Source organism: Collinsella aerofaciens (genome assembly GCF_015558785.1).
Classification (GTDB): Bacteria; Actinomycetota; Coriobacteriia; order Coriobacteriales; family Coriobacteriaceae; genus Collinsella; species Collinsella aerofaciens_P.
The window spans coordinates 1-21,908 of the sequence record NZ_JADMOP010000012.1 but is presented as its reverse complement, the minus strand read 5'-3'; the positions used below and the strand labels follow the sequence as shown (position 1 = coordinate 21,908).

22 protein-coding genes and 2 tRNA genes are annotated in these 21,908 nt (G+C 52.6%); 1 reads left to right on the top strand and 23 read right to left on the bottom strand.

Annotated elements, in window-relative coordinates; genetic code table 11:
* Position 1: 1 nt before the first annotated feature.
* The 11 genes from I2G40_RS06685 to I2G40_RS06635 all read right to left on the bottom strand — a co-directional run bounded on the left by I2G40_RS06685 (position 2) and on the right by I2G40_RS06635 (position 7,539).
* Positions 2 to 74, bottom strand: a tRNA-Ala gene (locus I2G40_RS06685).
* Between the two features lie 467 nt (positions 75 to 541).
* Positions 542 to 1,687 (bottom strand): PDDEXK family nuclease, encoded by a 1,146-nt coding sequence (locus tag I2G40_RS06680; RefSeq protein WP_195544568.1) that lies wholly within the window; start codon positions 1,685 to 1,687, stop codon positions 542 to 544.
* A gap of 371 nt (positions 1,688 to 2,058) precedes the next feature.
* Positions 2,059 to 2,133, bottom strand: a tRNA-Val gene (locus I2G40_RS06675).
* A 138-nt stretch (positions 2,134 to 2,271) separates the two neighbouring features.
* The gene (locus I2G40_RS06670) at positions 2,272 to 3,060 is read right to left on the bottom strand and encodes a DUF3825 domain-containing protein (RefSeq protein WP_195544567.1); all 789 of its coding nucleotides are present in this window, start codon (positions 3,058 to 3,060) and stop codon (positions 2,272 to 2,274) included.
* A gap of 45 nt (positions 3,061 to 3,105) precedes the next feature.
* A complete protein-coding gene (locus I2G40_RS06665) occupies positions 3,106 to 3,621 on the bottom strand; it encodes a Fic family protein (RefSeq protein WP_195544566.1) in 516 nt (171 codons plus the stop codon).
* Between the two features lie 193 nt (positions 3,622 to 3,814).
* Positions 3,815 to 4,504 carry a helix-turn-helix domain-containing protein gene (locus I2G40_RS06660; protein ID WP_195544565.1) on the bottom strand — a complete coding sequence of 230 codons (690 nt, stop codon included), beginning with the start codon at positions 4,502 to 4,504 and terminating at the stop codon, positions 3,815 to 3,817.
* The gene (locus tag I2G40_RS06655; protein ID WP_195544564.1) at positions 4,485 to 5,153 is read right to left on the bottom strand and encodes a DUF3990 domain-containing protein; all 669 of its coding nucleotides are present in this window, start codon (positions 5,151 to 5,153) and stop codon (positions 4,485 to 4,487) included. The genes I2G40_RS06660 and I2G40_RS06655 overlap by 20 nt, the downstream gene beginning before the upstream one ends.
* A gap of 198 nt (positions 5,154 to 5,351) precedes the next feature.
* Entirely contained in the window at positions 5,352 to 5,651 is a 300-nt protein-coding gene (locus I2G40_RS06650; RefSeq protein WP_195544563.1) for a nucleotidyltransferase family protein, read from the bottom strand.
* Positions 5,652 to 5,666: 15 nt separating this feature from the next.
* A complete protein-coding gene (locus tag I2G40_RS09855) occupies positions 5,667 to 5,945 on the bottom strand; it encodes a DUF4160 domain-containing protein (RefSeq protein ID WP_195544562.1) in 279 nt (92 codons plus the stop codon).
* The gene (locus I2G40_RS06640) at positions 5,945 to 6,211 is read right to left on the bottom strand and encodes a hypothetical protein (protein WP_117636055.1); all 267 of its coding nucleotides are present in this window, start codon (positions 6,209 to 6,211) and stop codon (positions 5,945 to 5,947) included. Before I2G40_RS06640 ends, I2G40_RS09855 begins: the two co-directional genes overlap by 1 nt.
* Before the next feature lie 239 nt (positions 6,212 to 6,450).
* Positions 6,451 to 7,539: a hypothetical protein gene (locus tag I2G40_RS06635; RefSeq protein ID WP_195544561.1), complete on the bottom strand. Its 1,089-nt coding sequence runs from the start codon at positions 7,537 to 7,539 to the stop codon at positions 6,451 to 6,453.
* Positions 7,540 to 7,905: 366 nt separating this feature from the next.
* Between I2G40_RS06635 and I2G40_RS06630 the strand changes: the two genes are divergently transcribed.
* Positions 7,906 to 9,009 carry an AbiH family protein gene (locus tag I2G40_RS06630; protein ID WP_229090690.1) on the top strand — a complete coding sequence of 368 codons (1,104 nt, stop codon included), beginning with the start codon at positions 7,906 to 7,908 and terminating at the stop codon, positions 9,007 to 9,009.
* A 200-nt stretch (positions 9,010 to 9,209) separates the two neighbouring features.
* On the opposite strand, the gene I2G40_RS06625 is transcribed toward I2G40_RS06630, so the two are convergent.
* The 12 genes from I2G40_RS06625 to I2G40_RS06570 form a co-directional block, all read right to left on the bottom strand.
* Complete coding sequence (locus I2G40_RS06625) at positions 9,210 to 10,469, bottom strand: nucleotide sugar dehydrogenase (protein WP_195544559.1); 1,260 nt, start codon at positions 10,467 to 10,469, stop codon at positions 9,210 to 9,212.
* 69 nt (positions 10,470 to 10,538) lie between these two features.
* Positions 10,539 to 11,576, bottom strand: coding sequence for an NAD-dependent epimerase/dehydratase family protein (locus I2G40_RS06620; protein WP_195544558.1), 1,038 nt, complete (start codon positions 11,574 to 11,576; stop codon positions 10,539 to 10,541).
* 26 nt (positions 11,577 to 11,602) lie between these two features.
* Positions 11,603 to 12,811 carry a glycosyltransferase gene (locus I2G40_RS06615; RefSeq protein WP_195544557.1) on the bottom strand — a complete coding sequence of 403 codons (1,209 nt, stop codon included), beginning with the start codon at positions 12,809 to 12,811 and terminating at the stop codon, positions 11,603 to 11,605.
* Between the two features lie 49 nt (positions 12,812 to 12,860).
* The gene (locus I2G40_RS06610; protein WP_195544556.1) at positions 12,861 to 14,291 is read right to left on the bottom strand and encodes a lipopolysaccharide biosynthesis protein; all 1,431 of its coding nucleotides are present in this window, start codon (positions 14,289 to 14,291) and stop codon (positions 12,861 to 12,863) included.
* Positions 14,291 to 15,535 carry a hypothetical protein gene (locus I2G40_RS06605; protein ID WP_195544555.1) on the bottom strand — a complete coding sequence of 415 codons (1,245 nt, stop codon included), beginning with the start codon at positions 15,533 to 15,535 and terminating at the stop codon, positions 14,291 to 14,293. The genes I2G40_RS06610 and I2G40_RS06605 overlap by 1 nt, the downstream gene beginning before the upstream one ends.
* 34 nt (positions 15,536 to 15,569) lie before the next feature.
* Positions 15,570 to 16,655 (bottom strand): glycosyltransferase, encoded by a 1,086-nt coding sequence (locus I2G40_RS06600; RefSeq protein WP_195544554.1) that lies wholly within the window; start codon positions 16,653 to 16,655, stop codon positions 15,570 to 15,572.
* Between the two features lie 146 nt (positions 16,656 to 16,801).
* Positions 16,802 to 16,975: a glycosyltransferase gene (locus I2G40_RS09850; RefSeq protein WP_411266843.1), complete on the bottom strand. Its 174-nt coding sequence runs from the start codon at positions 16,973 to 16,975 to the stop codon at positions 16,802 to 16,804.
* A 100-nt stretch (positions 16,976 to 17,075) separates the two neighbouring features.
* Entirely contained in the window at positions 17,076 to 18,137 is a 1,062-nt protein-coding gene (locus I2G40_RS06590; protein WP_195544552.1) for a glycosyltransferase family 4 protein, read from the bottom strand.
* On the bottom strand, positions 18,130 to 19,107 hold the full coding sequence (locus tag I2G40_RS06585) for a hypothetical protein (RefSeq protein ID WP_195544551.1): 978 nt from the start codon (positions 19,105 to 19,107) through the stop codon (positions 18,130 to 18,132). The genes I2G40_RS06590 and I2G40_RS06585 overlap by 8 nt, the downstream gene beginning before the upstream one ends.
* On the bottom strand, positions 19,100 to 19,627 hold the full coding sequence (locus tag I2G40_RS06580) for an acyltransferase (RefSeq protein WP_195544550.1): 528 nt from the start codon (positions 19,625 to 19,627) through the stop codon (positions 19,100 to 19,102). Before I2G40_RS06580 ends, I2G40_RS06585 begins: the two co-directional genes overlap by 8 nt.
* A gap of 2 nt (positions 19,628 to 19,629) precedes the next feature.
* A complete protein-coding gene (gene wecB, locus I2G40_RS06575; RefSeq protein WP_195544549.1) occupies positions 19,630 to 20,811 on the bottom strand; it encodes a non-hydrolyzing UDP-N-acetylglucosamine 2-epimerase in 1,182 nt (393 codons plus the stop codon).
* A gap of 4 nt (positions 20,812 to 20,815) precedes the next feature.
* The coding region (locus tag I2G40_RS06570; protein ID WP_267489502.1) for a polysaccharide biosynthesis C-terminal domain-containing protein at positions 20,816 to 21,908 on the bottom strand (1,093 nt) is incomplete at its 5' end.

Sequence of the window (21,908 nt, the reverse complement as noted above, 5' to 3'; positions counted from 1 at the left end):
GTGGAGACGAGGGGGATCGAACCCCTGACCTCTTGACTGCCAGTCAAGCGCTCTCCCAGCTGAGCTACGCCCCCGTGCGAAGAAGTACTATACGGGAACTCCCCCGCCGATGCAAGGACATTTTTGGAAAAACTTTTTGGGGTGCGCGCTGGCGCGGATCCGGGACCGCGATGCCCCGGCGCCGCCCGCCTTCCCAGATTCCGACTGTCCACCGCGCGCCATGCCACTTTGCTGTGTTCTAAAAGAGCGATCGGTCTCGCCGTCTAGGGCTTTTCGCGTCCGACGGCCACAATAATGGATCTGAGCCCGATTCGCCCCGATCGTTTGCATCAAAACCATGCCAGTTTACTACGCTAAATCTGTGATGTGCGACCACGCTCAATTTCTGACAAAAGTGACAAGCGTTCTACCTGCGGTTTTATAAACGACAATTCCCGAGTACTGGAGGTTCGTCGATTTATCGTAGTAAAACTGGCATAGTTTTGCTGCGATAAAATAAACTGACACCCTCTTAGGACCCAAATTGACAGATCGAGAAGTGCTACAGGCCGATATCGAGCCAATTGGAAAGCACATTGGCGCGTAGCCTGGTTTCTGCGCATCGCATCGCCTCGGTTTTTGGTTTGTAGTTCAGTTCCAAACGGTCGCACACACTTCGAATAATGGTGTCGAGCTGATTATGATCGTTGAGCATATCGTGGGTCACCAAAAGCACGTCGTATCCCATGCTTTGTAAGGCGGTCATTCGGGTCGCATCATGGTCGAGCACGGCGCCTGAGCCATGAATAACCTCTCCGTGTATTTCGATTATGACGGCTTTCATTGTTATTGGATTTACGAGCACGATGTCGCCGTAACACACTTTCTGACCAGCTATCTGTCTAGCCGAAACTGATAACGGTGTCAGATCGTTAACGTATATATTGTTAAATCCCGCTCCGCCCTGTCGCCGCGGTCGATTCAACAGCATGATTCCAGCCACTTCTAAGGGAGATGCCGCAACGCCAATTACCTGCTGGGCAGCATCATAGAATTGCCTTCCCCACATTTCGCTCTTAACCTCGGCGGCGAACTTCTGCAATTCTTCTATTTCGATGAGAGGTTTCCTCATCCATAGTGATGTTCCCTTCCCCTTGTTTTGGCCGCCTCCATCCTTTTCCTGACTGCTCTTTTCGTTATCCTTTTGTTGCGCCAGTGGATAGACTCGCTTCCAGTACGCGTCGTCCTGGGTCTCATCGGGCTCAAATAATTCTTTGGTGTCGGAGCTTGCTTTATCTAAATTTGCTAGCCCAAGAGCGGATTCGGATGCGGCCGACGGTTTGAAAATAGAAAACCATCCGCAAAACTCATACATTGCCAGCACTAAATCGATTTGAGAAACGAAGCGCGTCATAGTAAATAGCGTGTTGAGAGGATTCGTAACGCTAAACCCCATTTCGGTATCGATGGACGTAATGCCTGCGTAGGCTTCGTTCCACCGGATGGTGCGTCGCAGTTCGGAATGTAGGTTGCTTCGTGTTGATGCTGCTGTGATGGCTGGCGTCTTGAGGACGTCGGTTACGAAAGGTGCTTGGGCTAGGGCTCGCCAGCCTTCTTCGGAGTTGGGTAGGCGTGGGTAGAGGTCGCGCACTTGCGGTGGGCAGCGCCAGTAGCGGAATGCGGTGTTTGCGCAGACGATTTCGTCCATTTGCGCCTCCCCTGGTATCGGCCGTAGGCCATGCGGATTGCGGACATGGCCGATTATCTACCGGGGCATCATGCGTGTAAGTACCGGAAGCAAACCAAAAGCTTGACGAGTTCCGCCGAAAAACCGTCGTGTGATAGAAATCCGCTGGAAGGCGCTCTGGGCATCTGGTCCCTGTCTCCACATTTGCGCTCGGATCACATGGGGAATTCAATGAAAATACGCATGCGTTTTATACAAAACGGGCAATGGCGTCAATAAAAGGGTGCGATAAAAAAATGACGCCTTAGACGACTGCAATTTGTTTTTGGTGTCAGCCTTGGTGTCAAAACGAAAAAGGCCAGAGGCTTAACACCTCTGACCTGTGCGTTTGATGGTGGGCGATACAAGATTCGAACTTGTGACCCCATCCGTGTGAAGGATATGCTCTACCCCTGAGCCAATCGCCCGTCGCCTTTCGGCAAAAGAGATACTATCATAGCCGCGCGTGGTTTACCAAGAACTTTTTGCCCTCGATTTTAAATTCGTGGGCGCAAACCGCGCCACTGCAATCAGGGCAGCCGACAAACCACCAGCTCAACCGACTTTTATCGCTTGATCCACGAGGTCTCGGGGCGGCAGATAAGTCGCGCGTTGTTGTAGGCCATGTCGAGCGTGAGACAGGTACGCGCGGCGTAGAAACCGTCCTCGCGCTGGATGGTCAGCGCCAGTTCGGGCTTGTCGCCGGTTAGGCACAGCGGCAGCAGCAGCTGGATCCGGCCGCCGTAGAACTGCGGCACCGCAAGCGTGTAGTTGGCGGCGGCGCGGCGGGCGGCCTCGACGACGGCGCCCTCAAAGGCGCGGCGCAGCAGCAGCGAGTTGCCCTCCCCCATCAGGCTGGCGGGAATACGCGTCAGGTTCTCCTCGTCGCCCAGAATGTGATCGATGTTGGAGCGGATGGGCAGTCGATAGTCAAAGACCAGCTCGGAGGGGTCCTCGGCAAACCGCACGCGGCACGGCAGGTACTCAAACGAGACCAGCATGGGGTCGCTTTCCTTAAAGAAGCCCTTCAAAAACCAGCGCTGGCGCGCATCGGGCTTGGTGTTGGGCTCAAACAGGCCGTAGATGGTCTCGTAGCGGCGCGTGTACAAGCCGGTATTGAATAGGCAGCGGTCGTCGTCGAACACCAGCGGCAGGTTGGACGGCGCGGTCTGGTTCACGTCGCGCTCGGTCAGGAAAACCGCGCGACTAAACGAAAACGACAGGTAGTTTTTGAGGATGCGGTTGCTGGGACCCCAGTCCTCGGGGTCGGCGAGGTCAACCAGGCGGTCGTAACAGGGCTCGGGGCAAAACGCAAAGTCGTACACATTGCTGCACAGGGAGCTGGGGATTTCCATGTGGCGTCCAATCTATTGAATAGTCGGCGTGCGGATGCTTAGATTCTATACGTGCGACGGGTCGCCCGCGCCCGCAACGCAACCGCGGCGCAGGTCTTCGGCGAGGTCGGAGCGGGAGCGGTTTCCGGAAACGAGGTCCTGGATCCAAGCGTAGTACTGGTTGTCTTTGGGCTCGGGGCTGTCGGACAGCACGACCGGAGTGCCGGCGAACCTTAAGACGGACAACGCAAAGACAAGGCTAGTACGTTTGTTGCCGTCCTCAAATATGTGGTCCTTGACCATGTGCTCGGCTACGTAGGTGGCCTGGTCAAAGATATCAGCGAAGCGATCGGCCGGCGATTGGCCGAATATCGTACAGAATGCGCCCGTAAGCACGGACTCGACGCGTCCAAGCTCAAGCGCGGCCCGGTTGCCTGTGGCGTCGGTTGTATAGCAGCGCCCGACCGTTATCAACGTGCCACGCAGACGCATCACGGCCGCAGCCATAGCTTCGAGCGAACCGGCATCATCGAGCGTCAGTGGCGCGAACGGATGCGCGCCCCGCTGCGTAGTCGCCATCATGAGTTCTCCAAGAGTCTGAGCGCGTTGGGCATGCCCGCAATGGTCAACCGAATAGCTTCGTCGCTCGACGTGACGCCGTCGAGCAAAATCGGTGATGCTGAATTTGCCACGTGCGAAGTTGAATGATCCTCTTGAGCAACGCAATCAGCGCCGTCATCTTGTTGAACACAGTTCCAAGGCATGTCTGCCTCCTCTATAGCTTTACAGACGAAATAGCCCGCGAGTCGTACTCCAGAGCAATTGGCTGCCAGACGAGGTCTTCGATGGCGCAGCTTAGGGTGTTTGCGAGCGCCAATGCCGAGGAGACCGAGGCGCGGCGTAGGTCGAGTTGGTTCTGCTCGTAGAGTTGTATAGTGCGAAGCTTAACCCCCGATTGAGCGGCGAGCTGTTTTTGCGTTAGGCCGGCCGCCTTTCGTGCCGCTTTGAGGCCCTTTTTGTCTGTCTGGGCATTGTTCCATTTTTCGATGACAATCTGGGCGAATTTGTCTTCGGAGGCTTCGTGAAGCGGATGGTACGAGCCGATTATCCAATCGAGCGGGGCGACTTCAAGAAGGTCGCTAAAGCCCAGGTTGCACATCCATTGCGCATAGGCCAAAACCCAGCCCGCCCAATACTGAGGCGAACGGTCGAACGGATAGGTCTCCCTGCATTCGACGGGGGTCAGTCCTGCATGGGCGATAATATCGCGCGCGAGTTCGTCGCCCGACATGCCGCAGACGACGCGAGGCATACCGCGTTCAAACTGTTTCATCTCAAAAGCGTTCGACAGGATCGCCGTCAACTCGGCTGGAGTCAGCCCTTGATCACAGAGGGCAAAATCGACCGCCTCGCCCAGCGTTCTCATGGCATCCTCGAGATACATCTCACTGTAGGCGTGGGTCATCGCCCGTCATCCCCTCTCGAATGATATCGACGATACGGATTCCCTCAAATGGATTTTCGGCAAGTAGCTCCCGATACTGTGCCCTTGCCGCTTTATCTCGCTCCTTGGCCAATGGACCATACAAAGCTTGCGGCGCACGTTCAAGTCCAGCAAAACGAATGCTCTTAAACGCGCGCTCGCTTTTGAGCACAATCTGATCTCCCAAGTTGCCGAGCCTCATAGATCGACCAAACTGATCGACGGTAATCGTATTGTTCACAAAAGCTCTGGCATAGCTAAAGTACGAGTCGTCCGCGCGCCATCCCCTTATTACGTCGCAAGTGCTCGTGTCAGGTAAAAAGTGATCGTGGAGATATTCGCACGCCCCCACGGCAATAGCGGTGTCCTTGCGAAAAGAACGATGTTCTACAAGCAACGCTATCCAATGCAGAACTGAATATTGCGGCGATAGCAGGTCGAGTACCTTGAGATCGGCCATATCGAGTTCATAGCGATTCGCAAAGCCATCGGCATCACGCGAGCATGCCCATTCCCTTGCAAGGTCGAGGCTCTCCGTGCAATAGAATCCCTGTCCGTAGTCGTTATGGACTTTCCCCAGGCCAAGCTGGGGAGTCTCAATGATTTTCTGAGAACCATGCCACAGTTCCACGCGAGTCTCCTTACAGGTATCGCTCTAGCGATAGTGTAACATACTATCGCTAGAGCGATACCTGTATTTAAATAGTAAGAGGGTGTTTGGAACCGAGTTTGAGTTCAATACTTGCTTCTAAGGCTCGCCGAGTCCGGAAGTATGCGACAAAATTCAGACTTGCTGATCACGCCGGAGCACACTAACGCCTCATCCTGCTTACAGTGCTTCATAGACACGCACCTCATCTTGTTCGATGTTTTTGCGGAAGGACGGACGCATTCGCTCTGGTGGGTTGGTGACGATATCAACCTTTTGTCCAAGTTCCTTCTCGAGCTCATGAGAGGGTTCGTAAAGCGCGCCGAACGTCATTGTGTTGCCGCAGACTAGGCGCAAGTCAATATCGCTATCGGGCGTTTGCTCGCCTCGGGCAAACGAACCAAATAAATATGCCTCGCTGACGTCGTATTGAACCAGCATGCGGGTGGCCGCAGATGATATGTCAGCAAGTGAAACCATGTCTCAATTGGGCGTTTAACAGTAGAACGTCAGCGAATCATCACCAAAGGTTCCACACCACTTGTCACATATGAATTGATGATTCATGGTGATTAGTTTTGAAAGATCCCTGAGATCCTTAGCCGGAATCTTGCTCTCGTTGTTGGCAAGTTTGCATCCGCCGTCTTTCGTCAGCCAAAACTTGGTCGAATTAGCAGCCGCCCTCTTTACTCCTACGTGTATGTGAATTGGTTCTCCGTTTTCCGCAATCCAAAAGAACAGAACGTACTGCCCAAAAATAAGAACTCGAGGCATTATGCCACCGCCGGTCCGGCTTTTTGGCGTTCGGCGAGCTCGAAGATAAACGGGGCGTTTGATCTAACAAACTCTGTCAAGAAATTGAGGTCATCAGCAGTAAATCCTTCGACGTTGAACCATTTGACCGCAGGCAAGAAGCATTCCGCATGGTCAAAGCCAAAGTCAACCGGACGCTCGACGGCTACGCGAACGGTTCCGTCTTCTCTTGTCTCTGAGTAGGCAAACTGGGTGCCATCATCAAGCTGAACATAGCTCCAAAACATGACTACCTCCTTAGTGTTTATATTCGAGTATAAAGAGCAGACCAGATGTAACGCGGCGTGAATTAAATTATTCCTATAAGACACGAACTCTGACAGCTGGCCCAGTCCAGAAGTGGAAGGGGCTGAGTTCTGCCGACCAGACCCCGGTTTTGCGCTTTCGCGACCTGCGGTTTTATTAACAGAATTTGGCTTGCGCTCGGCGGGCTCCGGTTTTCCCGCACATACGGAAATCGGGAGCATCAGCAACGGCGCGCAGCTTTAAGAACCGCTGTTCCCAGCGCGAACAGCAAGCCGGACACGGCAATCCAATGGCTGTCGCCGGTTTTGGGGAGTGACGAGGAGGTCGTGGGGGTGGCTTTGGGCCTAGAGGACTTGGCGGCCGTGGTGTTGGTCACTGTGGTCGTGGTCACCGTCTTAGTCGCGGCCGCGGGCTTCAGGGTGGGATTCGTCGTCGGATCCGCAGCGGGCTCGCCGGTAGCGGGGTCAGCGCCAGGGGCGGAAGGGCCATCGCCCGGCACATCGGGCCCACCGGTCTCCCCCGCCGAGACCGTGGTATCCACGGGCTCGATCGTCACATGCGCCGCCACGGACCCGTCGGCATCCACCACACCGCCCGCGCCAAAGGCCCCGCCCGCAGGCGCCACAAAGCGCGCGGATGCAAGCGACCCGCCCAGGCAGGCGATGCCGCCGTCGGTACCCGACGCATCCAACCAGGACGCATCGACGGTAAGCTGCCCGGCCGCGCCACCGCCGGCAACCCCGCCCAGCAGACACACGCCATAGGCGCGCACGCCCGCCCTGGAGCCCGCGCCCGCGGCGACAACGCGCCCACTGCCGCGAACGACAAGACCGTCCGCGATCACGCCGGCCACCCGCGCATCCGCGATGCCGGCGCCGTCGGCCCGCGCGTCAACCTTGCAGCCGTCCACCGCGAGCGTCCCCGACACGTAGATTCCGCACTGCGAGCCCGTGGCCACCAGCGACCCGGAGCCGCGGAGCGTCAGATCGCTCCACACCTCCATGCCGCAACGCGAGATGTCCACGTCGGGCGCGCTCGTCTCGACAACAGTGTTCTGCCCGGTCAGCGTCACCACCAGGTCGCCGTCGGCGCCGATGGCCTCGCCCGTGTAGCCGTTAAGCTCCAGGTGGCCGGCATCGGTCCAGGCCCACCCGGGGCCCGACGCGCCCGGCTCGTAGTACGTGGCGCCCGAAATGAACAGGCTGTCCGCGCCCGCGGCATAAGAAGGCCCGCCCAGCAAAACGCATAGGCAGGCCATGGCAGTAAACAGGATGTAGTGACGGCTAGTGTGGAACGCGGCAGCAAACATAACCGCTCCGATCTTCGCTAGAGCCAATGGAAGCTGCGCCAGAAAACTACCTGGTAACAGCAGTTATTAATGTAGCGAGATCAGACATTAGACGAAGAAGAAAATCTGCGATCGACTCCCAAAATTAGGCGTAAATCGTTTTGCCAGTCGGTGAAAGGAAGATTCACGTTAGGCAAATATGCCGACTGCTGATTCCAATATTAGCAGCACAGGGAAATTGACAATATCAAGTTACCAAAACCTTTCCTCAATGACACCTCATGTCGTGTCCTCGCAAGTTGGATACCGTTGTAGCAGCACCTTAGTAATCGGGTAAATAGTTGAGAAGCTATTCACGGAGTTCACTACGATTGAAGGATTTAAATAATGCACCAATTAATAATTCTTGGAAATGGATTCGACTTGACCTGCGGACTGAAGTCAAAGTTCTCAGATTTTTATCGCAATAGGATGAACGGAGCATGCTCAATTGAATCAATCCCTAAGGACGAAAGAAATGTCTGGGATGTCATTCTTTCTGAAATCGGTGAAAACGACCCATTGTGGTGCAATATAGAAAGCCTTATTTCAGCGTATGTGTTCCATGATGACGACTTGGGTTCAAGATTGGACCACATGTATGAGCAACTGGTGTGGACAATTGATCCGTCAAAACCAAATCGTTCTGAACATCCAGATAACGCCGTATACAATTACGTTTCAACTAGTCTGGGTAAGGAAAACGTTTCCCAGGATGAGCTCACCCATTTCCTTCTAACCTCACTAAAAGATTACGAGCACATCTTTGCGAGCTATCTAGAAAAACAAGTCGATAATAATAAATACAGGGAAAAGGCTGTGGAGTATTATGCAGCCATTCGTAATGCCTGCATTGATAAGGCCCAGCAAAAGAACTATGAAACATCTATCTTAAACTTTAACTATACAACCCCATTAAAATCGGAAGATCAGCAGCTGGGAATTGTTGCTGCCCGGAATATTCATGGCTCACTGGACAGAACGGACACAATATTTGGCATTGATGGAAAAGACGTCGCTGAAGACCATCCGGCGGTGCCGTTTACAAAAACATATAGGCTTATGTCATTAGTGACATACGAAAGCGAAACTGCAAAACTCTGCGACAGCAATACCCGTTTCATCAAGATATTCGGACACTCGCTTTCTCGGGCTGACTATTCCTACTTCCAATCGATTTTTGACACCGTCAATCTATACGGTGGAGTTACTAAGCTTGTATTTCTATACAAAAAATATCCAAACAAGTCAGATAAAACAGTTGATGAGCAGGCAATTCGCGAAGATCTGTACTCGCGCATATCGCATCTTCTGTATGAGTATGGAAGCACACTCGACAATAAAGACCATGGAAAGAATCTCATGCATAAACTTCTTCTAGAGCAAAGGTTGCTCATTAAAGACGTTGACGAGAATATATCGGTCTTACCTTCCAATATATATTTGCTTTAATACCTAATCCAGATTCGGCTCCCTGAGGTGGTAATTGAAGAGTAGGACCGGAGAACGTACGTATATCTATAAAAGCGTAATCAAAGGCTAATGGGACTTGTTTAACCAAAAGAGGGTGTATCGGTTTGCGCCGATACACCCTCTTTTCAACAATTGGATTTATGCACAAGGACAGAGTCGCCGCAGCCGTCGCCTCTCCCCTAGTCCCGCTTAAACAGATCCCTCGTGTACACCTTGTCCGCAACGTCCGCGAGCTCGTCGCTCCAGCGGTTGGCGACGATCACGTCGCAGCCGGCCTTGAAGGCCTCCAGGTCGTGCGTGACCTCGGAGCCGAAGAACTCCGGCGCGTCCAGCGTGGGCTCGTAGACCACCACGGGCACGCCCTTGGCCTTCACGCGCTTCATGACACCCTGGATGGAGCTCGCGCGGAAGTTGTCGGAGTTGGACTTCATCGTCAGGCGATACACGCCCACGACCGGCTTCGGCTTGCCCTCGTACACGCGGTCCCACACCATCTGCAGCACCTCGTCGGCGACGAAGTCCTTGCGGGTGCGATTGGCGTCCACGATGGCCTCGATCAGGTTCTGCGGCACTTCTTTATAATTTGCCAGCAGCTGCTTGGTGTCCTTGGGCAGGCAGTAGCCGCCGTAGCCGAAGCTGGGGTTGTTGTAGTGGCTGCCGATGCGCGGCTCCAGGCACACGCCGTCGATGACGTCGCGGGTGTTGAGGCCGCGGACCTCGCAGTAGGTGTCGAGCTCGTTGAAGTAGGCCACGCGCAGCGCCAGGTACGTGTTGGCGAAGAGCTTGACGGCCTCGGCCTCGGTGGTGCCCAGCACCAGCTCGGGGATGCCCTTCGAGCCGTCGGCGTTCAGGCGGTCGAGCTCGGCGGGGTCGGCGCCCTGTGCGAGCAGGCCGGCGAAGCGCTCGGCGGCCGCTACGGCATCGGCGTCGTCCTTGGGCGCGCCAACCACGATGCGGCTGGGGTGCAGGTTGTCGTAGAGCGCCTTGCTCTCGCGAAGGAACTCGGGGCTGAAGAAGATCTTGTCGTCGCCCAGCCTCTCGCGCAGGCCCGCGGTGTAGCCGACGGGGATGGTCGACTTGATGACGATCCAGGCGTCCGGGTTCACCGAGCGCACGGCGGCGATAGCGGCCTCGACCGACGAAGTGTCGAAGAAGTTCCTGTCGCTGTCGTAGTTGGTGGGCGTGGCGATGACGGCGTAGTCGGCGCCCGTGTAGGCCTCGGCCACGTCGACGGTGGCGTGCAGGTCGAGCTCGCGCTCCCCCGCCTTGGCTTCCGCCAGGAAGCGCTCGATCTCGTCGTCCTGGATGGGCGATACGTAGTTGTTGATCTTCTCGACCTTCTCGGGCACGATGTCCAGCGCGTGCACCTCGTTGTGCTGCGAGAGCAGGACGGCGAGGGACAGGCCAACATAGCCGGTACCGGCGACAGCGATCTTCATGTCATTCTCCAATTGTCAAAGAGCAATAATTCGCATTAAAAATGGCCCCTGTTACAGGGCCATGATTTCCTAAATGTTGTAGTAGCGCTTATACCACTTGGCAAAGGCCCTCAGGCCGTCCTCGAGAGGCGTCGCGGGCTTGTATCCCAGGTCGCGCTGGAGCGCCGTGGTGTCGGCGTAGGTGACGGGAACGTCGCCGGGCTGCATCGGCACGAGCTGCTTGTGGGACTCGAAGTCGTAGTCCGTAGGCAGCACGCCCTCCTCCACCAGCACGCGCTGCAGCGTGTCCACGAAGTCGAGCAGGTTCTCGGGGTGAGAGTTGCCGATGTTGTAGACGCGGTGAGCGGCGAGAGGCAAACCGTCCTCGCCCATCTTCACCTCGGGCGCGGCGTCCATGACGCGCCTGACGCCCTCGACGATGTCGGCGACGTAGGTGAAGTCGCGGCGGCAGTCGCCCATGTTGAAGATCTTGATGGTGTCGCCGCGGCGCAGCTTCTCGGTGAAGCCGAAGTAGGCCATGTCGGGCCTGCCCATAGGTCCGTACACGGTGAAGAAGCGCAGGCCGGTCGCCGGGATGGAGTAGAGCTTGGAGTAGGCGGCGGCCATGAGCTCGTTGGACTTCTTGGTGGCGGCGTAGAGCGACACCGGCGAGTCCACGCGGTCCTCCTCGGAGAACGGCACCTTCTTGTTGCCGCCGTAGACCGAGCTGGAGCTGGCGTAGACGAGGTGCTTGACCGGGTGGTGGCGGCAGGCCTCGAGCACGTTGAAGAAGCCGACGAGGTTGCTCTCCAGGTAGGCGCGCGGATTCTCGATGGAGTAGCGCACGCCCGCCTGGGCGGCGAGATTCACCACGACGTCGAAGCCGTTCTGGGCGAACAGGCGCTCGATGAGGGCGGCGTCGCACAGGTCGCCGCGCACGAAGGTGAAGCGGCCGTCCGTGTCGGCCTCGGCCAGCATGCGCAGGCGCGCGTCCTTGATGCCGGGGTCGTAATAGCTGTTAAGGTTGTCGAGGCCGACGATTGTGTCATCGGTCTCCTCGAGCAGCTTCTTGACGAGGAAGGCACCGATGAAGCCGGCCGCTCCGGTGACGAGAATTTTATTTGACATATCGCTCCTTTGGATGATCGAAATAACTAGTCGCGAATTGAAAGTACTGAATTGAGAAATGATGAAAATGAATCTATATAATTGTCAGATTCAAAGAGTTTTAAGGCCTTTTCTAGCGCAGCTCGTTTCATGCTTGTCAACTCATGGTCAGTCAAATTGCATGCGCTTGTGATTCCGTCTAGAAGAGCTTGATTGCTTAAATCTGGGATAACAATTCCATCAATCATATTCTCGAGAATAAGATCGGCTCCTCCGACCGCGTTGCATAACATCGGAACACCGTTCGACATGCACTCAGCGAATTTTGTTGAAAATCCGGCGCGAGAATATAAATCAGGAGTTCTAAATAGAATTCCGAAGTCAGATTCTTGCAGCATTTTGATTACGCTGTCATGGGAAACACGACCGTGAAAATGAACCTTATTAGATCTGGCAATGTTTCCCATTAAACTGACTGCCTGGTTTAAATCAATTCCAATTACATCGAGTACTGGTTGAGTGATTGCAGGAATAGCGTCATTACTTATAAGCGAAATAAACTCTGTAAGTGAGTCTTTTCCCCCAGCGGGAGAACCTGCATAGACAAACTTGGTTATAGTTCTCCGCTTCAATCCTTCTAGAGAGCAAGGGTCACTAAGTGAGTCTCCGGCCCTATTTAAGGGTGGTAAATAAAAAACCTTTGGATATCCTTGGGAGGAGTAAAGTGAATCGAAATGTTTTTTAAAAAAGGGCGAGATTGCGATAACTCCATCTAGCAATCTGTCCACTTCAGCCACCCGTTTAGAACGAGATTTCTCCACAAGCCAAGCAGCTAAATCTCCTGTAAATTTCGGAGTAAACCAATCGGTCTCATCAACGATTACGGGAACGTTAAAATCATGGCAATGATCTAAAACCCGTTTTGCAAGCTTATGTTGTATCCCGTAATAAATAACCAAGTCTGGCTGTATTTGATCGAAACATCGAGTGAAGGCTTTAAAGCTGAAGGAAGAAGAGATCCGCTCGTAATACTTTTTGGCTATTTGATGGTGCCCGAATTTCACCTCATACGGAAAATCAAAGGGATAGTCGTAATTACTGCTTATGGCGTTGGATGACGGCTCAATTATTCCAGCAAGAACAAAATGGACGTTGAAGCCACATTTAACCAGCAAATCGGAAATTGCGAAAGCATGTTTTGTAGGAGCATTATCCCCCGGAATTGATTGAACTAAATATAAAACCTGTTTATTCATTCTGTAGTTCATTCCTGATCGATTCATTAATGCCGTTAACAAAAAACGGTTAATTCCGACGAAGGGACAATTTGTCCATAAGCAAATTAAATCCTTCGATATTCATCAGCTTAGATAGCACGATGTAACACCCTAAGGATCCGAGAGGGGCAACGATTAACGAAATAAGATTCCCGTTTGAAATGTGGATTAATAATAATGCGATCACCACGGAAAACAATGTGGCAATTGACGGCTTAAGAACGTCAATAAGCTGCTCAAATATGCCATAGCCGAGCACTTTTTTATTCGGGGTCATGTTAATTAACATTGAGACAAATCCGCAAAAGGCACTTGAAAGGGAGATCGCAAATACACCAAAAGGAATCGACATAATTAAAACGATGAACGAAATAGCTTTCTTAATGACCTCAAGCTTAAAACAAAGGGCGCCTTGACCTGCTGCTTTAAGTGCCTGCCAATTCATAGATTGGAGGGGCTGAAATAGATAGAACAAGCACGCAACTTGAAGATACGGGACGCATTCCGCCCATTTTTGACCCAAAAGAACAAGAACTAGAGGATGCGCACACGCAGCCAAAATTCCCATCATGGGGAAAACGAGATAGGCAGAAAGCTGCATCGCTTTTCTAAGAACTGATTTGAGCGCGTATTGGCTGTCTTTCTTTTCAGCCATTAGAGGCAACATTACATTACTAATTGGAGTGTTTAAGTTGCCTACAATTAAAGCCGGGAATTGGTTGCCGCGATTAAAGAAAGCCAAGTCTGCGGAGGAATAGAATTTGCCGATGACTAAAGAACGACCTTCTGTATAAATAGAATTAATAAGATTGGCACTTGTAAATTGTATTCCAAGGGGCAACAGCTCCCTTGCCGAACCAACCACGAATTTTAGTTTAGGCGTCCATTTTGTTAACCAAGCCATTAGTACCGTTGTCATCAGAACTGTAAGTATCTGCTGAATGATTAGCGCATAAATACCAAAGCCCAACATTGCAGCTACGATAGCTGCTAATCCTGAGATCAAGGAGCTGAGGAACGATGCGGAAAATTGCAATCTAAATAAAAAGTTCTTTGCAATATAGGCTTTTTGAATTGCATTCAGTGCCGAAAGAGGAAGACGTAATGCCAGAACCCTTAGGTAAAGACACATATTTGCATTTCCATAGAAGTCTGCAATGCTTGGAGCCGCAAAAAATATCAATACATATAAGATGCTCGACAATGCAATTGAACATGACAACATTGTCGAGTAGTCAATTTGATTGATATCAGACTTTTGTATCAGCGCTTCGCCAAGTCCATTTGTGACGAGCACGTCTGCCAAATTTGTAAATACAAGCAACAGCGAAAGCGTACCGTAATCACTCGGGGACAGCAAACGCGCCAAAATTAGGGAAATAACAAATAGGGTACCTTGCGTGGCAAATCTCTCACCTATTGCCCAAAACATACTGGTTGCAGCCTTGTTCGAAGCCATTATTTTTCACCATCCGCATTGCGCATACGATTAGATCTTTCTGGTTCTATGTTGTTTAGGGCAAAACCAAAGGATGAAAATAGAAGCACGACCCCGACATTAATTGTGTAAGAGTAGTAAGTTGATAATCCCAGAATCGCCATGAGATAAAAGAGGGCAACAAATTTGCACTGGCTATTTTTGGAAGAACCAAATAGGCATCGCAACAGGACGTACAAAAGCGGAACAACGGCTAAAACGCCAAAATGAAACATCAAATAAATTATTTGATTATCGAAAAAAGGATAATTTGAATTCGTGCCATATCTATATCCAGCGCTAATTCCGTTACCGAAAATAAGCGATGCCGGTTCAACCTGGCTATAGAAAATTTCATATTGGCTAGACCGTGTATCTTCACCGATTCTGTTTAAAAACGAATCAAGAACTTCAGGATAGATAAATGACAATGCCAAAAGTGCCGTTCCAGCTGCAAAAAAAACAATTACAGTTCGTTTAAAAACTTTGTCAATTCCTTTAGCCATAAAAGTTGCAACAAGCATGACCAGCATTGTTTGAATTAACCAACTTCTGGTTGCCAGCATAAATGCGGCGATGCAGGCAAGAATGCCTATACCCATCGTTATGAAATAGCCATGTTCATCATTTGATGTAAGCACCACGGTTGACCAATACAAACTGATGCCAAATGCAAAATAGTCCCTCGCAGGACACCATCCAATATAAGATCCAAAACCACAAATAGATTTAAATTTAATAATTGATGCTAGTGAGGCGATAAAACAAATCAATGATAGCCGCGGGACCCATTCTTTAATCAACTGCTCGATTCTTGGATCCTCTGATAATAGGTAGAATAGAGGAATGATAAATACAGTGGTTGGAACATTTCCAAAGAGCACGCTGGTTAAGTCGCCCGCATTATTGGCTACGGCCATTAAGCTATAAATTATTAGTCCACAAATCGAACAAGATATAACGAGCCAATTAGCTTTTCGTGATTTACTAATTGCACGCAACAAGAGAATTGAAAAGCTGATCTGTTGAATCAAATCAAATAAAGAAGCAAAGCGTCCGTTTGAAGTACTGAATGCAAAGCGGTTAACTTCCCAGTCAGTAGCAAGCGAGTATGATGACCCCAAATCTCGAAGAAAGGGAACCATGAGGCCGGAAATCACTGCTATTGCTAACAACAGGTCAGTGATTCTTCTAGTTTGATTGTATTGGTTTAACTGATATTGCAATTCTGTTTTCCTTATTGGAGACGTTTGGGCGAATCTATTTAAAGAGAAGATTTGCCCATTCATTGCCAATAGTTTCTAAAGAAAGGGACTGCCTTAGCATCAGGGCATTATTGGACAAATGATTCGAATAGGACTTATCTTCGACGATCTTGTTTAACGCTTCGCTCTCAGCTATATCGTCATCAATATCGACCAAAATGCCGTTCACGCCATTCCGAATAACTGCTTCTGCTCCACCACCGCCACATTTGGTGCAAATTGTTGGAACCCCCATGCACAAGGACTCAAGCATCGAATTAGATAGACCCTCGAACTTTGATGACATTACAAAAGCCGATGCAGTTCTAATGTGCAAAAGGGCGTCAGAAGAAAAGCCCATAAATTTGATTGAATCATCCATGTCAAGGCTATGAACAAGGTTTTCTAGTTCTGATTGAAGGCTTCCCTTACCAAAAATTTCAAGAATATATTCAGGGTGTTTTTTATGAAACAGCTCAAATGACCTGATTGTCATCGAGTGATTTTTTTGAAGTTCAAGCCGTCCCGCTGTGACGATTGCTTTTCTTCTAAGCCCAGAATACGGTTCAGGCAGTTCACTAGATATTGGATTTAAGATAATTTTTGAATTCGTCTGAAGGTATCTCGGCATTAAACTTGCCTGGCTTTTTGTCTGAAACACAATTGCATCGGACCTTCGATACAACATGTTTCTAATGAATGGGAGGATCTTATTGCCAGGAAAATCATATCTCGGATCGTTTCGCACCGAAACAATAACCCTGTTTGGAAGTCCGATGGTCGCCATCAGCGTATACATGTTTTGATGTGGCAAAAATGAAATCACCGTGGCTTTGGGCCGTTCGGAAACAAAACGCCGTATTAGCTTGACCTGGTCGAGTGGCTTGAGCGAAGCGTCTGCAAACTCAGAACACACTTCAACTCCATCCGGCACATCATATTCAATAACGTTACTTTTAGTCAAGAAATAAGTAAATTTAATACCATGAGAAACGAAGTACGATGCAAGCGCAAGAGAGACGCGCTCAGCACCGCCACCCATCAAGGAAGGATGAACAAAGACAATATGTCCAGCTTCTTGAGCTGAATTCGTATATTTCAATTTATTCCTCTAGTTTACGCTGATCAAATCGCTATAAATTTCAATTCGTTAACTACACAGCAGATTGATATCAAATGAGCTGCATATTTTATTGCGAGATGATAGATCCATGTCTTTTCTAAGCTCGGGCGATCCGAGAAAATTACTCAATCCGACGCTAAAACTTTATTGTTATCGCCCGTTACGAAAAACCCGTCAACTCCATCATTTATGAGTTGAGGGGTTCCGCCTGCAGGAGTCGCAATGGTTGAAACGTCTATCGCCATGGCCTCGAGGATGCTCATAGGAAGTCCCTCGTTCTTTGATGGCAGACAGTGCAACGCAATTTATTGGAATAAAGATTGCCTCTCAATCGCGAGGGGCTCTTGCGGTCAGCAAGCAAGTTCCTTCGCGGTGCACTGTTAGTGCAGGCGTTAATAATCACTCACCACCGCGCGCAACTTTTTCATAAATACTCTCCAGTTTTTTGAGATAGGCCTTCATGGAGTAACGTTCAATAATGGTTTGGCGACCACGTTGGGCAATCATCCGAGCCCAGTCAGGGGCCTCGATGCACCTGCTCATCGCCTTCGCAAGACCCTCTGGGTCACGCGGCTCTACAAGCAGACCGTTTACCCCATCATCGATGAGACTTGGTAGGCCGCCCACTCTAGTGGCGATGGAGGCACACCCAGCTGCCATAGACTCGAGCACGCACATGGGCAACCCTTCAGCATCCGAGGGGAGCACGGATGTAAGGCATTCATCGGAAAGTCTTGCCTTCATGAGATCGTCGGCCCAGCCAAGAAACTCGACGTTGCGTCCAACGCCCAACTCGTTGGCGAGCTGCTGATAGCTTTCCAGTTCTTCGCCACCCCCAGCAAGCATTACTTTCGTTTCGGGATGGGTCAAAAGAAGACAGCGAACAGCCCTAAGAAGGGTATCTACACCCTTCTTAGGGCACATGCGTCCCAAGAAGTAAAACTTCGTAGGATCCTTTTGCTCACTTACCTCCTGCGGAACAAATACAGCATTTTCAAGCACCACAATATTTGCTAGCTCAAACTTTCTGACGAAATAGCTCCTCCACTCCTCGGAGAGAGCTATGACTCGGGAAGCATTCTGCAGCATCCAGCGAACCTTCGTCTGTTCGCCGGCGCCCATATGTTCGTACTGGTTCTCAAAATCACCCTCATGAACATGGAGGATATAAGGCACATTGGCCTTTGCCGCTTCCTTGCAAATCAGATATTTCCTCTTGTAGCTCATGCCAAGCGCAGTGTGGATGTGGCAAACATCGCATTGTCGGAGTTCACGACGAACCTCGAAAAATGCTTGCGGAAACATCAAAATTTTCGTGAACTTCGATCCATCACGCATCGTTGCAACGAAATGAACCTCTCGACCCGTCGATGCGACCGCATCCAAGATATTCTTCTCAACAGTTGCTACGCCACCCCAGGCCTCAGGTGACGGCCCTACCATAAGCACACGACTAGCCATGAAATCCAGCCCCTGCTTGCCGTGCCTTACCAGTAGCATCCGTTCTCCACTTCATCCGCATGTTCAGGCCGCTCTTCCATACTCGGCCTGATCCAGCTTGAGTTGTAAAGCTCCTTGGAGATAGGTTTGAGGTCCCAGCGCTTCCCCTTGATGCCGAAAAGCATCTGAACCATCCCCCCCCCCCATGAATCGCTTGCCGCCCAGAACGTTTCACGTGAGATGCCAAGGGAAAACCATACGCTCCACAGCCAATGATTGCGACATCAAACTCCCTGGAGTCAACTTCAAACTCAAGATGCTTCAAAGCATCAAACCAATCGGTATAGCGGGCATCAGCGCTGCCCGCTATCGTTTGAGGTGGAACGAGTGTCTGCAATTCAAAGTCTGGTAATAAGTTTCTATTAGCAAACAACCGCTCTTTGCGTGAATATTGAGCTTCAATACTTTTTGCAAAAGGGTGGACAACAAGCACGCGCTTGCCAGAAAGAGCTGCCGTCCACGGATTGCCCTGATTTCGATAAGGCTCAAGGTTTTCTAGATATGAAATGGTGATGCCTTCAGCACAAACCTCTTTCAAAAGCCATTGCTGCATGAATGAGTCCCAATAGGCCAGGGCATCCAAATCAGCTGCCGATTTGGCCATGAGAAGACCGAAGCGCCTGATATGTTCGTCGTCTGCCGGGAAAAAGCCAGGCCCTACCGCCATGCGTTTCTGAACATAGAGAGGAATGGCCTTATCGTATCCTTTGGCAACGCCAAGCGCCCAAGCGGTTGCACGAGCCTCTTGACTACCAAACCGGCCTACCATGATTGGCTTACCAGATAAAATTAAGTTCGAAATAACCGTATTGAAATCGTCGCGATTTAATGCAGACTTTGGCAAATATTCTTGTTTGCCGGCCTTATATGCAAACCGTCTCACACAATATCGCAACTGCATTGCGCGATATTCGATTTTGCCTTTATTCATGTTCATCGAATCCTGGTCTCATAGAAATCATGCGAGCAGGAACCCCCCCCCAGATTGAATACTCAGGCTCTACATCGTTGGTTACGACGGCACCGGCGGCAATAACGGAATGATCAGAGACGTGGACACCCTTTAGAATCGTCACTCCACTGCCCATCCACACGTCATTACCGATAACGACATCCTGGTCGTTATCGGGGAGCTTGTCCTCATCGGTAAGTTCCATCATGGGGCGATCGAGGATGTCGGTGCGGTGATCGCCGGTGATAACGGTAAGGTTGGGTCCGCTCATGACATAGTCGCCGATGTGAATTTTCGCCTGGGTTGTGAGCAGCGTTGTTCCAGGGCCAAGGTACACGTCATGGCCCATGTAGATATTGCCCGCTCCGGCAATCTCGCTGCGGCGGCCCAGGGTCACGTTCTTGCCGCAAGCAGCAAAGGAGCGCCGTAGCGAGGGCATAAGAAGTAGCTTGTTGTAAGCACGGGGGATGCCGTCGAGGATCCTATAGGCGAGACCCATAGCTACGCTTTCCTCCACACCATCTTGTCCACAACGCCTGTGTAGCTCTGGATGATCTTGACAACCTTGGTGGACACGGTCTCGTCGGCGTAGTCGGGAACGGGCGCCTCGGGCAGCGACCCCTCCTCGTCGAGCTCGACGGCGGTGTGTACCGCCTGCAGCAGGCCGCGCTCGCTGATGCCGGCCAGCGTGAAGCAGGCCTTGTCCAGTGCCTCGGGGCGCTCAGTGGAGGTGCGGATGCACACCGCCGGGAACGGGCGGCCGACGCTCGCGAAGAAGCTGGACTCCTCGGGCAGGGTGCCCGAGTCGGAGACAACCGCGAAGGCGTTCATCTGCAGGCAGTTGTAGTCGTGGAAGCCCATGGGCTCGTGCATGCGCACGCGCGGGTCGAGCTCGAAGCCGGTGGCCTCTAGGCGCTTGCGGGAGCGCGGGTGGCAGGAGTACAGGATCGGCATGTCGTATTTCTCCGCGAGCGCGTTGATGGCGGTGAACAGGCTCGTGAAGTTCGCCTCGGTGTCGATGTTCTCCTCGCGGTGGGCCGAGAGCAGCATGTACTTCTTCGGCTCCAGGCCGAGCTCGGTCAGGACGTCCGACGCCTCGATCTTGTCAAGGTTGGCGCGCAGGACCTCGGCCATGGGCGAGCCGGTGACGTAGGTGCGCTCCGGGGCGCAGCCGGTGTCCCTGAGGTAGCGGCGGGCGTGCTCGGAGTAGGCCAGGTTGACGTCGGAGATCACGTCGACGATGCGGCGGTTGGTCTCCTCGGGCAGGCACTCGTCCTTGCAGCGGTTGCCCGCCTCCATGTGGAAGATGGGGATGTGGAGCCTCTTGGCCGCGATGGCGGACAGGCAGCTGTTGGTGTCGCCCAGGATCAGCAGCGCGTCGGGCTGCACCTGCATCATCAACTTGTAGCTCGCGGCGATGATGTTGCCCACGGTCTCGCCCAGGTCGGCGCCCACGGCGTCCAGGTAGACGTCGGGGTCGTCCAGCGACAGGTCGCGGAAGAAGATGCCGTTGAGCGTGTAGTCGTAGTTCTGCCCGGTGTGCGCCAGCAGGCAGTCGAAGTGGCGGCGGCACTTCTTGATGACCTCTGACAGGCGGATGACCTCGGGGCGAGTGCCCACGATGATCAGGAGCTTCAGGCGGCCGTCGTCCTTGAATGCGATATCGGAATAGTCCTTGCCCATGCGGCTAGACCTCCTCGTAGTAGGTGTCGGGGTCCTCGGGGTCGAAGGGCTCGTTGGCCCACATGACCGTCACGAGGTCCTCGGTGTCGGACAGGTTGGTGATGGAGTGCGTGTAGCCCGGGATCATCTCCACGGCGCGCATGTCGGTGCCGCTCACCACGTACTCGTCGACGGGGAACGGGTTCCCCTCTGAGTCCTCCCCCACCTTCCTCAGCTTGATGCTCGCGGTGCCGGAGACCACCAGGAACCTCTCCCACTTGCTCATGTGCCAGTGGTTGCCCTTGGTGATGCCAGGCTTGGAAACATTGATTGAGACCTGGCCGCGCTCCGGCGTGCGCAGGAACTCCGTGAAAGAGCCGCGGTCGTCCACGTTGGGCTTGAGGCTATAGGCGAAGTGCCCCGGCTCGTAGTAGGACAGGAACGTGCTCCAGAGCTTCTTGGAGAAGGAGCCCTCCGCGAGGTCGGGCACCGAGAGCGTCTCGCGGCTGTCGCGGAAGCTGCCGAGCAGGTACACGATCTCGCCGAGGGACTTGACGTCAGTTTTCGGGACGAAGCAGAACCCGTCGCCCTCCACGCGTTCGAGACCCTCGTAGCCGCAGCGGTGCTCCTCGCCAAGCAGGGCGCCCAGCAACTCGTCGACGAGGTCGTCGATGTAGAGGAGCTCCAGCTCCACGCTGGGGTCGTTGACGGTGTAGGGACGGCCGTTGGCGATGGCGTCGCAGAAGGTGGCCACGGCGGAGTTGTAGCGCGGGCGGCACCACTTGCCGTAGAGGTTCGGGAAGCGGTAGATGAGCACCGGGGCGCCGGTCCTCTCGGAGTACTCGCGGAAGAGACCCTCCCCCGCGAGCTTCGACTCGCCGTAGACAGAGCCCTCGAAGCGGCCCGACAGGCTCGCCTGCGCGGAGCTGGAGAGCATGACGGGGCACTTATTCCCGTGGCGCTCCAGGGTATCGAGCAGCGTGGAGGCGAACCCGAAGTTGCCCTCCATGAACTCGGACTGGTCCTTGGGGCGGTTGACGCTGGATTGGCAACACCTATTTGGACGATTCCGGGAGGGACAGCCCCGCCTCCCTGAACTCGACCGGAGACATGTAGCC